The sequence below is a fragment of the Novosphingobium sp. CF614 genome, from assembly GCF_900113255.1.
Lineage (GTDB): Bacteria > Pseudomonadota > Alphaproteobacteria > Sphingomonadales > Sphingomonadaceae > Novosphingobium.
In genome coordinates, this window is sequence record NZ_FOOR01000003.1 from 282,617 (window position 1) to 294,350 (window position 11,734).

Below are 11,734 nucleotides of genomic sequence, written 5' to 3' on the forward strand. Positions count from 1 at the left end.
CAGGTTCGCTCGCGCTATGGTTCAAAGCACCCTCCTCGGCCGTGGTCGACAAGGGAATCGCGCGGCGCTCCTCCGAGTTCCTGGTCTCCGGCCGTTGGCGGGTCTTGACGGGCATGACCTATACCAGCCCTTTCAGCGTCTTGATATTCGCTGCGTAATGCGAAGGTCCGCCGCGGAACGTGGCCGAACCCGCCACCAGCACGTCCGCTCCCGCCGAAACGCACAGCGGTGCCGTTTTCGCATCGACGCCGCCATCCACTTCCAGCCGGATATCGCGGCCGGACTTGTCGATCATCTTCCGCACCGCCTCGATCTTGCGCAGCTGGCTGGAAATGAAGCTCTGCCCGCCGAAACCGGGATTGACGCTCATCACCAGTACCAGGTCGATCTCCTCGATCAGGTAGTCCAACGTCTTGGCGGGTGTCGCCGGGTTGAGCGAGATGCCCGCCTGCTTGCCCAGGTCCTTGATCGTCTGGACCGTGCGGTGGACGTGCGGCCCCGCCTCCGGATGAACGGTGATGACATCCGCCCCGGCCTCGGCGAAAGCCTCAAGGTAGACGTCGACCGGCGAGATCATCAGGTGGACGTCGAAGCATTTGGCCGAATGCGGGCGCAGCGCCTTCACCACCGCCGGGCCGATGGTGATGTTGGGCACGAAATGACCGTCCATCACATCCACGTGGATCCAGTCGGCGCCGGCTTCGTCGATGGCGCGCACTTCCTCGCCCAGACGCGCGAAATCGGCGGACAGGATCGACGGTGAGATCAGGGGAACGGTCATGCAGGTAAAGCGAAACTCCTTAACGCGGAAGAATAGGGCACCACATCTGGGGTGGACAAGCGGGCGAATGCTCGTTTTCCACACGGGATATGGGTCAATGGGCAGGACGGGAGCAGTATTTGGGGACGTATCCGGCGCGCGGGCGGCACGGCGGTGCCGGTTGCACGCACCGCAACGGACAATTCAGTCGTCATTCACGGCCCTGCCGGCATTCACGCAGGTAAAGCGAACGGGTTTTCGCATATATTGCAACACCCGGCGGCCGTGACGGTCAGGGGACTATCCGTGCAGGATCCGTTATGGGCGGAACATGGGCGGACCGATCCCGACAGGCCGATCGGACGAAAGCGACAGGAATGGATATGAATGATTAGGGGAATTCTGGCGGGGTTAACGGTTCTCGGCGCGATGGGCCTTGCCATGCCTGCGCCCGCGTGGGCCCAGTACCGCAACGAAATCCGCAACGACATGGGCAAGTGCGCCGCCGGCTCCGGCCCGGCGGTGATGGTGACGGTGGACGGCGTCAAGTCCTCGCAAGGCAAGCTGCGCATCCAGACTTACCGGGCCACGTCATCGGAATGGCTGCAGAAGGGCAAGTGGCTTTCGCGCATAGAGGTTCCGGCGCGCGCCGGGACGATGAGCTTCTGCGTGCCGGTTCCCGCCTCGGGCACTTATGGCGTCGCGGTGCGCCACGATCTCAACGGCAATGGCAAGACCGACATCGCATCCGACGGGGGCGCCATGTCGAACAACCCTTCGATCAACATCTTCAACCTTGGCAAGCCGAGCTATACCAAGGTCGGCGTGCCGGTGGGCGATGGCGTGAAGTCGATCCGGATCCAGATGAAGTACATGTAAAGGCCTACTCAGCCCCTCGGGCGGCGATGATGGCGCGGGCGTCCACCAGATCCTGCGGCTTGTCGACATCGACGGCGGCAAGGCCGTCGCGTGCCGCCACCAGGCTGGCGGAAATGCCGATCCGGCGGCCGAGCGCGGCGATCGCCTCGGCCAGCGTCAGGCGCCCCATGGCATAGCTGGCCAGCATGCCGAAGCCGAGCCGCGCGGCGATGCGCCAAGGGCGCTTGCGATCGGCCTCGACCATCTTCCAGGTCTCGATAGCGGCGCTGGCCCGCGTGCTGGCCAACAGGAACAGGTTGCAGCCCGACCACTGCCCGTCGGCGAAGCGCAAGTACGTGCGCCGGCTGCCAGGCATCGCCGCCTCGATCGCCTCGCGCCGGGCCAGGAGGACAGCGACATCGGCGGATCGCGGCGCATCCTTGATGAAGTCGGTCACCCATTCGGGCCGCAGCAGCGCGTGATCGGCGGTCGTCACCAGCAGCGGCGCGCCGAGCCGTTCCAGCCCAAAGGCAACGCTGGCGCTGGGTCCTTCGGCCGCCAGCAGCACCTCGCAGTCCAGCGCGCGGGCCAAGTCCATCACTTGCGGGTCCGAAGCGCAGACGGCGATGCGTTCGATGCCGGCGCCGCGCAGCGCCGCGACCACGTGCCCAAGCATCGGCCGGCCCTCCAGCAGGACCAGCGCCTTGTGCCAGAGGCCTTCCGACGCGGCCACCGGATCGGGCGGTCCGGGCCGCGATCCCGCCAGGATCAACGCCGCGGGATTCACCTTGCGCGGCCTCGCGCGTCGCGATGGCGCCAGACCTGCCAGAGCACCCCGGGCGCGGCGAGCACGGGATGGCGTTCGCGCCAGGGCGTCATGGCCACGCTCACGCCGGTGTGGCGCTCGATCTTCCAGGCGGCATAGCGCGCGGCGCCGTCGAAAGTGGTCGAGGCCTTGAGCAGGCGCAGCACGTTGTAGGGTTTGCCCAGGCGCCGCCGGTGTTTCCACCAGCCCAGCAGCCGCGCCCGCTGCGCGGGTTCCAGGGCGGGCCGGATGGTGCCGGCAGCGCCCCGCGCGAAGCCGATCCCGTCCGACAGAAGAGCCAGGGGCAAGAGCCCATCGAAATGCGCGCGATTGGCGGAGAGGATCGAATCCTCGCGGCCCGCCGCCTCGACCCTGAACTCGGCCGCGTAAGTGGCGCGGAACAAGGCGCGCCAGTAATCCTCCGGCGTCCCGGCCTCTGGCCCCAGCGCGACGGCAAGACGTGCGGCGGTGCGCGCTGCCTGCGCTACCGCCGCCGCAATGGCGGCGCCGGCCGGCGCGTCGCGCTCCCAGGCGAGTGCGCTGGGCTGGACGAAGCGGGCCCAGACCGTGGTATCCAACAGTTCCCCGGCAGCGGCGGCGCGGAACGTATCGAGTGCCATCGTCGCCACTTTGGCGCGCAGCGTGGTGCCGCCGTGCTGCCATTCATGGTAGCTGACCCGAGGCCAGATCTTTTCTTCCTGGGGCGCCGCCGTGAGCACGTAGAAATCCAGCACGCCTTCCAGCGAGCCGGTGCGCAAGTTGGAACCGTAGAACAGCACGCCCAGTGCATCGACCGGCACCAGTCGCTCGGCGAAGGCGCGCACTTCGGGTTCGACCGGCCTGCCGAGCGCCGCGGCGATCCGCTCGTCGAGATCTTCTGGAACGTCGAAATCTTCGCTCATGCCGCCATGCTCCCGCAACGACGCCGGATAATCAAGCGATCAGCATGCGCCTCGGGACTCGCGCCTCAAGGCACCACGAAAGTGAGCTGCGGACCCTCGCCGAGCATGTAGCGGCCGGCGGGAAAGGTCTCTCCGTCCAGGATGAAGGGACCAGCCACATCGAGTTCCAGTTCGTTCGCGTGGAAACGCTGCGCGCCGTTGCGGGTCAGGAAGCGGCTGTTGAAGCCGAACAGGATCGCCGGCAGCATGGCGATGATCCAGCGCACGGGCCAGTCGATTACCGCAAGCTTCATTCCTGGCGCGGGGTCGCGGCCGAATGGGCGGGCGCCAAGCGGGAACTTCTCGAACGTGGTGGCAACCATCAGATAACGCTCATCGGCATGGCCGGGACCGGTATAGGGCAGGCGAACACCGGTCCGGCGGTCGACGATACGGGTCGGCGTGCACTGGCGCCAGGGATTGCCGGCGCGGCCGAACAGCGTCTGGAGGATGCCCCACAGGATCGTCAGGCCCACGGCAAAGCTGTTGAAGGCACCCCGGCGGTGCGCTTCCTGCCCAGCCTCGGTAGCGATCGAGAAGGCGCCGGTGCCCAGGATGAAGCCTTGCACGCGGCGGGCATCGGCTCCCTCTTCGGCCGGCGAAATGCGCAAGGGACGGCGCGTGACGGTATGGCCCCGGTGCGCGGCGGCCAGTGCTTCGGCCAGCGACCAGTGGTTGGGCAGGCCCAGATCCACCGTCAGCGCATTGGTCTTGCCCTTGGGAAGGACAATCAGCGTCGGCCAGATATCCCCGAAGACATCGGACCCGCACGACAGCACATCGCGCACGGTGCCGTCACCGCCGTCGACCACCAGGTAGTCGATTCCCCGGCGTGCAAAGCCGGCCAGCGTATGGTACAGTTCCTCGCGAGTGCGCGGGGTTTCGGTGAGGATATTGGAGCAGTCCGCCATTTCCGGGGCCACGCCCTGGTTGCGGTGGCTGCGCGGGTTGCGCACGATGCCCACGAGCGGAACGGCACGCCCACGCCGAACTGGACGCACGTGTACGCGTTGGACCCGATGACCCGCCTTGGGAAGCGCAGTGAATTCGTAAATAGTACCTTGCACGGGACCGCATATATATGCAGTCTCGCGCGAAATCACCCCACCATCGCATGAATGCCAGATTAACTCTGCATTTTTATGGCAGTTTTGTGCTGTAGACTGTCATTCATCGGTCGTATTCCGGTCTTGCTTCTTGCCTTGAGGCAAGTCCTTCATCCGGGTTACGATCGCTTCGCCGGCCTCGCGAAACCGGGCGAGAGAAAACCGTTCCAGCACGCGTGCGCGCCCCGCCGTGCCCATTGCCGCCAGCCGCGCCGGGTCGGTTTCCAGCATGGTGTGCAGGGCAAGGGCCAGGGCGGCTTCGTCCTGTGGCGGAACGATCAGCCCGGTTTCCCCCTCGATCACGGTGAACGGCAGTTCTCCGGTTGCCGAGACGATCACCGGCAATGCCGCCTGCATGGCTTCGTGGGCGGCGATGCAAAAGCCTTCCCGCCGCGACGGCTGGAGATAGAGGTGCAGTCCGGCGAGGAAACCTGGCGGATCGCTGGTGAAGCCGGGCCAGTTCAACCAGTCTTCCACCCCGGCCGCAAGCGCGGCATTCTTCAAACGCGCTTCCTCGGCGCCTTCGCCGGCTATGGCGATGGTGAAGGGCACCGGCGGCGTGAAGCCGTCCCGCTTGAGTTGGGCGAGCGCGCCGATCAGCACGTCATAGCCCTTTGCCGGGTGAAGGCGCCCCAGACTGCCCAATCGCAGCGTTTCGCCGGCCTGCCACGGACGGGCTAGCGGGGCGTTGGGATCGCCATGGAAGATTGGCCAAGTGAACATCCGTTCCGGTTCGATGCGCAGGCGCTTCAGGGTCAGTTCGGCGACCTGGTGCGAATCGGCCACCCACAGTGCGGAGCGATGACGGCCCCAGCGCAGCAGACGTTCGTTCCATGGTTTGAGATAGGCATTGTGCTGCCAGCTCACGACGGGCAGGCGCAGCCTGGCGCCCGCTACCTGGCCCAGCAGCGTCGCGCGCGAAAGAGATGTCCACAAATGCGTCGCCCGCCAAGCGCGCATCTCGCGTTGCAGCCAGAGCAGCGCCGCAAGGTGATCCTTCTCACCGCCTTCGCGGATAGAAACGTCCACACCTGCCGCCTCCAGGGCAGGCAGCGCCTTGCCGTTGCGGCGGGTCAACACCAGCACGCGCACCTGTGCGCCGGCGCCCTGCAGGACCCGCACGATGGCCGGTACCGGCGATGCCGCGCCGCCGCCTTCGAGCGAGTTGATGACATAGGCGATGCGCATCGTGGTTCAGATTCCTTCCTGGGCCAGGAAGTCGATGATCGCATGCGCGGCGCGGCGCGAAGCCGGCTCGGCAGTGATCGAAAATGTATCGTCCAGCATCATCTTCTGCACCGGAAGATAGCGCGCATGGCTGGCCAAGGCCTGTTCCACCGAGGCCAGAATGTCTGCGCCCGGGCCGATTACCGGGCCGGCCTGCCAGTGGGCATAGTCCGGGTTGCCCTGCCACGGCGTTGCATGGGCATCCAGGAACAGGCAGGGCCGGGGCCGATAGAGAAACTCGTAAACCTGGCTGCTCACGTCACCGATGTAGACATCGGCCATGTTGGTATAGGTCATGTCGGTGGAAGCGCGGCTTCCGGGATCGACCAGGATGTTCGGCGCCCGCACGAAACGCAGGGGCGGCGGGCGCATCCGGCGCACCGCAGGTGGATTGATCGTTACCGTCCACTTGCGCGCGAACATCATGACGTGCGGCGCGAAGATGAGGTTGAACCGGTCCGAAGCGAAAAACGCCTCCAGCACGTCCATCCCCATCTTGTACCAGCTCGACAATCGGGGGGAGGGGTGCGGATTGTAGAGCACGGTCGGGCGCGCCGGTTCTGCGAATGCAAGATTTGCCCGGTTGTCCGCGCAGAGGTCGAACTTGGAGTATCCGACCACGCGGATGCGCCCCGGTTCGACACCGGCATCCTCGATCAGCCGCCGCGCGATCTTGGAACCCGCCACCAGAACGAGATCGAAGCGCGCGCTTTCCGGTCCAAAGCCGATCGCGCGATCGCCGGCGCCGTGGCGCGTATGGATGATCTTCAGCGCGTCGAGACCATAATGCGTCCTGAGCAGCAGCGAGGTCTTTTCCGAGACTACGAGCGCGTCAAAGCCCCTGAAGAAATCCAGATTGTCCCTGTAGACAAGCAATTTGCGGGCCGGAAGCAGACCTTCCAAGCCATGTTGGAGCAGACGTGAGACACCCGACCGCAGGCCAAGCCTCGCCAGGTCGCACAAGGCCAGGTCCGCGCCGGCGATTTCGCGCACCCGGTGCTCGATGACATCCTCGGTGACCGCCAGAGTGATCCGGGCCATGCCCCGGCGCGCCATCTCAAGCGCGATCGGCAGGCTATGGGCAATCTGGTGAGTCTGGTCGTGATTGAAGAGGAAACATATCCTGGCCACGATGCCGGGCGCTATCCGATTTGCCTCAGCTTGCATAGCGAGACCGGCGGCGCTTCCAACAGATCAGTGGCACTATCGCCTGTCAACGACTTGCGATCGGGCACATTCTGGTACAGACGCCGCAGCCATGTCCGTCACGGCGCAAGCATCCCCGCATCGAGAATCGACAGTGCGCCGAATCCTGCGGAACACGGCTTGGCTGCTGGGTGGCAAGGGATTCGGCGGCCTGTGCAGCATTGTCTATCTCGCGATCCTGTCGCGATCGCTGGGGCTGAAGGACTTCGGCCACTTTTCGTTGATCTTCGGAACCGCGCAGGCGCTGGTCGCCGTCGCCGGCTTCCAGACCTGGCAGGCAGTGGTGCGTTACGGCGCCGCCTATGTCCACGCGAACGACTGGGTGCGCTTCAGCCGGCTGAGCATGTTGTGCGGTGTGATCGATGCGGCCGGGGCGCTGTTCGGTTGCCTCATGGCGGCGGTAATCTTCCTTGGCTTTGCCGGGACGCTGGATCTGAACCCGGCCTATGTGAACATGGCCTTCGCCTTCAACTGCGCGCTGATGTGGGGACGCGTCTCGGCGCCGACCGGCATGATGCGCGCGCTCGATCGGTTCGATGCCGCCGTTTATGTGGAGGCGATGGTGCCTGTCGGTCGGCTGATCGCCGCGTCCTTCATCTGGTGGTACGGACCGACGGTGGGCCGGTTCCTGTTCGCCTGGGCTTTCGTCGACGTGACTTCGGCCTTCACGTACTGGGCGCTCGCGCTGCGGCTCAATCCGCGTGGTTTCGATCTTGCGGGCCTGCGCGACTGGCGCGTCACGATCTCGGAAAATCCGCAAATCAGGCGCTTCCTGTTCATCATTTCGACCGCCAGCACGCTTGACGCCGCGTTCAAGCAGGGACCGCTGCTGGCCGTCGGCTATTTCCTGGGGACCAGCGCGGCGGGCCTCTATCGTCTGGCGGACCAGCTCGCCCAGGGCTTTGGCAAGGTATCGACGCTGATCGCGCGGGCGATCTATCCTGAGGTCTCGCGCGCGCGCTTCGCATCCTCGCCCACCGAATTCCGGCGAATGATTATGCGCATCGTCCGCATCGCCGGGATAGGCGGGGGCATTGTGGTGCTCGCGGCCATCGTCGCCGGACGGCAATTGCTCGCGCTTATCGGCGGCAGTGCTTTCGGTGCCGGCGCCGCGATTCTCGTGCCCCTGGCGATCGCAGCCAGCTTCGAACTGGCCAGTGTGGCGTTCGAGCCGGTCCTGCACTCGACGGGCCGGGCCCAGACCGCGCTCTTCGGGAGGCTTTTCGCCGTCGCGACGCTGGCAGGAACGATCCTTGTCCTGCACGGCATCGGAGCGGTCGGTATTGCCTGGTCGGTCGCGGTGGCCGGCGCCGCCGGCTATTGCATGCTCGGCATCATGGCCCTGCGCACGCTGCACCGGCTCGAACGTGAAGAGACTGCACCGGCAGCTCTGGAACCCGGCTCGACAGAAGGGTGAACGCCGGTATCATGGCGGAATGTCGCTTCCCCTCTCGCTAGTCGCCCAGGCTTCCCGTCTTTCCGATCGCATCGTCTCGCTGCGCCGTTCAATCCATGCCGAGCCCGAGATCGGTTTGCATACGCCCAGGACGCGCGACAAGATCCGCGCGGCACTGGCCCACCTCCCGCTCGAATGGCGAGAGGGGCCTTCGACCACCGGGCTCGTCGCCACGCTGAAAGGCGGCGGAGGCGAGGGGCGCAGCGTGCTTCTGCGCGGCGACATGGATGCATTGCCGATGCCCGAGGAAACCGGACTGGACTTCGCCTCGACCATTCCCGGCGTGATGCACGCCTGCGGTCACGACGCCCACGTCGCCATGCTCGCGGGCGCGGCGGAAATCCTCGCCGAACAGGCCGGAACGCTGAAAGGCGAAGTCCGTTTCATGTTCCAGCCCGGCGAGGAGGGCTATCACGGCGCGCGCTTCATGCTTGAGGACGGCCTGCTTGGCGGCGAGGATTTCGACCTGCCGCTGCCCGATGCCGCCTTCGCCCTCCACGTCATGCCCAATGCGCCGCACGGTCTTGTCGGTGGCCGCGCCGGCCCGCTGCTGGCCGCCGCCGATCAGTTGCAGATCACCGTGACCGGGCGTGGCGGCCATGCCTCGATGCCGCACGATGCGCTCGATCCGGTGCCGATCGCCTGCGAGATCGTCACTGCGCTGCAGACCATGGTCGCCCGCCGTTTCAACGTGTTCGATCCCGTGGTCGTCACCATTTCGAAGATCGACAGCGGCACCGCGCACAACGTGATCGCCGATCGGGCGACCATGCTGGGCACCATGCGCACGCTGTCGGCCACCAATCGCGCGCGGCTCAAGGACGAGATCCCGCTGCTGGCCGCGGGAATCGCCGGCGCCCATGGCCTTGTCGCGGAAGTGAACATCCTCGAAGGCTTCCCGGTCACCCTGTGCGACGGCGGCGCGGTCGATTTCGGCGAGCGGGTGGCGCACGCGATGTTCGGCCCGCAGGCATTCCTGCGCCTCGAAAACCCGATCATGGGCGCCGAGGACTTCGCCTACGTGCTGGAAAAAGTGCCCGGCGCCATGTTCTTCCTCGGCGTCAGCCACCAAGGTGACGACTGGCGGCATTGCTGCGGCATCCACTCGACCCGGATGATGGTGGACGAAACGGTAATGCCGCAAGGCGCGGCCTATCTTGCCGGGCTTGCAGCGCAGTTCCTGGCAGGCGGCTGGAGGTGAACTGCCCCCGGCTTCCCGAGATCCATGCCTGGAAGGCGGCTATCCCAGGCACGCCCAGACCATTCTCATCCGCCACATGCAAAAAGGACTTGATGCGGATCGCCGGCCCATGGATATGGGGCCTTGAATTTCGTAGCCGCAAGCGAACGCCCGAGATATCGAAGGCTTTGAAATTGCGGGTGTAGCTCAATGGCAGAGCAGAAGCTTCCCAAGCTTACGACGAGGGTTCGATTCCCTTCACCCGCTCCATCCTACCATCCACCGACGTCCATGCGGGGCTTTGCAACCCGCTGAAATCTGCGGTATTTTCTCTCCATCGGGCCAGTGAAGGTTGCGCGCATCCATGCGTAGCCGGGCAGATTGGGGGCCATTTGGGGGCCTCAACCGAGCTGGTCAATGTGGGTGGCCCCCAAAGTGGGGGCCTCGCGTCAGGAGACCCGGAGAATATGGCACTGAGCGACATGGCGATCCGCAAGGCGAAACCGCGCGAGAAGCCTTACAAGCTGGCGGATGGCGGCGGGCTCTATCTGCAGGTTCAGCCGAGCGGCGGAAAGCTGTGGCGGCAGAAATATCGGGTCAAGGGCAGCGAGCGAACGCTCAGCATCGGACCTTATCCGGCAATCAGCCTCAGCGAAGCCCGGAAGCGACGTGATGCAGCGCGCGAGCAACTCGCCACGGGCAAGGACCCCTCGCGCGAGAAACAGAGGGAGAGATTGCGCACGCAGGCGCTCGCCGCATGCACCTTCTCAGTCGTCGCCGCCGAGTATTGCGACAAGCGCAAGCGCGATGGGCACAAACCCTGGGCACCGGCGACCGCTGCCCGCAGCGAATATTTGCTGAGCTTACTGGAGGGGCCGATCGGTCGACTGGCGATCACCGACATCGAACCAGCAGACGCGCTCGCCGCCATTCGCCGGATCGAACGCAAGGGCAATCTGGAGAGCGCCCGGCGCACCCTACAACTGGCGGGTGCGGTCTTCCGCTACGCCGTCGCGACGGCGCGGCTGGCGTCAGACCCGACGCGTGATCTGCGCGGGGCGCTGGCGGCCCCCAAGGTAAGGGCAATCTGGAGAGCGCCAGACGCACCTTGCAACTGGCGGGCGCAGTCTTCCGCTACGCCGTCGCGACGGCGCGGCTGGCGTCGGACCCCACGCGCGATCTGCGCGGCGCGCTGGCTGCCCCCAAGGTCACTCACTACGGCGCGATCATCGAGCCCAAACGGGTCGGCGAACTGCTGCGCGCCATCGATGGCTATGAGGGCTTCGGCATCACCAAGAACGCGCTCCAGATCGCACCGCACGTCTTTGTCCGCCCCGGTGAGCTACGTCACGCGGAATGGAGCGAGTTCGATCTCGAGGCTGGCCTGTGGACGATCCCAGCAGAGAAAATGAAGATGCGAAAGGCCCACCATGTCCCGCTGTCGCGGCAAGCGGTTGAACTATTCAGGTATCTGCGCGGGATCACAGGACCTTCGGGCTATGCCTTTCCTTCGGTCCGCAGCCGGTCGCGGCCGATGAGTGAGAACACCCTGAATGCCGGACTGCGACGGCTGGGCTACACCAGCGACGAAATGACTGGCCATGGATTCCGCGCAATGGCGAGCACCCTCCTCAACGAGTCCGGCAAGTGGTCGCCCGACGCCATCGAGCGCGCCCTCGCGCATGGTGACAGCGACAAGGTGCGTGCTGCTTATCACCGCGGGGCTCATTGGAAGGAGCGTGTGGAGATGGCTCAGTGGTGGTCGGATTACCTCGATGAGCTACGCAAAGGGGGCGATCATCCCGGGGCAGCTTGATCCTCGTCGTCGGGAGTGCTTCCCAACATCTGGGCACCCCAGAATATTCCAGCGCTGTGTTCGACTAGAACCTCTGTTACATAACGAGAAATGGTGGGAGGGGGACACACTTTGCCGATCGAACATATCCACACATATTTGGGGAAGAAACGGCGCAAGCGCACGCGCGGGGCGGTGAAGTCGAAGCTGGAGGTCACGCGGGAGGTGACGCTCAAGGCTGAAGCTCCAGCCGGCGCCCGTTTCAAAGGTTACGAAGAAGTCCTGGTCCAGGACCTGCGGATCGTTGTCGAGGTCGTGCGCTATCGCCGCGAGCGTTGGCAGACGGCGGACGGGAAGCGGCTTGTCGCGCCTCTTCCTGCCGGCATCATGGGCGGCTTTG

General features: G+C 65.4%; 11 protein-coding genes, 1 tRNA gene and 1 pseudogene. 7 read left to right on the forward strand and 6 right to left on the reverse strand.

The annotated features are described in order from the left end of the window. Positions 1-118 precede the first annotated feature (118 nt). Complete coding sequence (gene rpe / locus BM052_RS06040; protein ID WP_091144418.1) at positions 119-781, reverse strand: ribulose-phosphate 3-epimerase; 663 nt, start codon at positions 779-781, stop codon at positions 119-121. Positions 782-1,147: 366 nt separating this feature from the next. Here rpe and BM052_RS06045 point away from each other — a divergent pair, with 366 nt between their 5' ends. Then, positions 1,148-1,639, forward strand: a complete 492-nt coding sequence (locus BM052_RS06045) for a DUF2141 domain-containing protein (RefSeq protein WP_091144420.1) — start codon at positions 1,148-1,150, stop codon at positions 1,637-1,639. A gap of 4 nt (positions 1,640-1,643) precedes the next feature. Here BM052_RS06045 and BM052_RS20080 read toward each other — a convergent pair whose 3' ends face one another. From BM052_RS20080 to BM052_RS06070, 5 genes are all read right to left on the reverse strand, one after another. Further along, entirely contained in the window at positions 1,644-2,405 is a 762-nt protein-coding gene (locus tag BM052_RS20080; RefSeq protein WP_091144422.1) for a nucleotidyltransferase family protein, read from the reverse strand. Beyond that, positions 2,402-3,325, reverse strand: a complete 924-nt coding sequence (locus BM052_RS20085; protein ID WP_091144423.1) for a hypothetical protein — start codon at positions 3,323-3,325, stop codon at positions 2,402-2,404. The genes BM052_RS20080 and BM052_RS20085 overlap by 4 nt, the downstream gene beginning before the upstream one ends. 65 nt (positions 3,326-3,390) lie before the next feature. Then, a complete protein-coding gene (locus BM052_RS06060; protein WP_255405989.1) occupies positions 3,391-4,365 on the reverse strand; it encodes a diacylglycerol/lipid kinase family protein in 975 nt (324 codons plus the stop codon). Positions 4,366-4,530: 165 nt separating this feature from the next. Beyond that, positions 4,531-5,658, reverse strand: a complete 1,128-nt coding sequence (locus tag BM052_RS06065; protein WP_091144428.1) for a glycosyltransferase family 4 protein — start codon at positions 5,656-5,658, stop codon at positions 4,531-4,533. A 6-nt stretch (positions 5,659-5,664) separates the two neighbouring features. Beyond that, positions 5,665-6,828 carry a hypothetical protein gene (locus tag BM052_RS06070; RefSeq protein ID WP_369821498.1) on the reverse strand — a complete coding sequence of 388 codons (1,164 nt, stop codon included), beginning with the start codon at positions 6,826-6,828 and terminating at the stop codon, positions 5,665-5,667. Positions 6,829-6,997: 169 nt separating this feature from the next. Here BM052_RS06070 and BM052_RS06075 point away from each other — a divergent pair, with 169 nt between their 5' ends. The 6 genes and pseudogenes from BM052_RS06075 to BM052_RS06100 all read left to right on the forward strand — a co-directional run. After that, positions 6,998-8,320, forward strand: coding sequence for a lipopolysaccharide biosynthesis protein (locus BM052_RS06075; protein ID WP_255405990.1), 1,323 nt, complete (start codon positions 6,998-7,000; stop codon positions 8,318-8,320). Positions 8,321-8,339: 19 nt separating this feature from the next. Beyond that, positions 8,340-9,560 (forward strand): M20 metallopeptidase family protein, encoded by a 1,221-nt coding sequence (locus BM052_RS06080; RefSeq protein WP_091144437.1) that lies wholly within the window; start codon positions 8,340-8,342, stop codon positions 9,558-9,560. A gap of 175 nt (positions 9,561-9,735) precedes the next feature. Further along, positions 9,736-9,809 (forward strand) — tRNA-Gly (locus BM052_RS06085). A gap of 212 nt (positions 9,810-10,021) precedes the next feature. Next, positions 10,022-10,210, forward strand: a pseudogene (locus BM052_RS20405) (Arm DNA-binding domain-containing protein); the annotation flags it as partial. 437 nt (positions 10,211-10,647) lie between these two features. Further along, a complete protein-coding gene (locus tag BM052_RS06095) occupies positions 10,648-11,355 on the forward strand; it encodes a tyrosine-type recombinase/integrase (protein WP_369821499.1) in 708 nt (235 codons plus the stop codon). A gap of 111 nt (positions 11,356-11,466) precedes the next feature. Continuing rightward, positions 11,467-11,734, forward strand: a 268-nt coding sequence (locus tag BM052_RS06100; RefSeq protein ID WP_218151524.1) for a hypothetical protein, incomplete at its 3' end; no start/stop codon positions are given.

Coding starts and splice junctions, on each gene's coding strand:
- BM052_RS20085 (WP_091144423.1), bottom strand. CDS start 3,325: ATGAGCGAAGATTTCGACGTTCCAGAAGATCTCGACGAGCGGATCGCC.
- BM052_RS06045 (WP_091144420.1), top strand. CDS start 1,148: ATGATTAGGGGAATTCTGGCGGGGTTAACGGTTCTCGGCGCGATGGGC.
- BM052_RS06065 (WP_091144428.1), bottom strand. CDS start 5,658: ATGCGCATCGCCTATGTCATCAACTCGCTCGAAGGCGGCGGCGCGGCA.
- rpe (WP_091144418.1), bottom strand. CDS start 781: ATGACCGTTCCCCTGATCTCACCGTCGATCCTGTCCGCCGATTTCGCG.
- BM052_RS06080 (WP_091144437.1), top strand. CDS start 8,340: ATGTCGCTTCCCCTCTCGCTAGTCGCCCAGGCTTCCCGTCTTTCCGAT.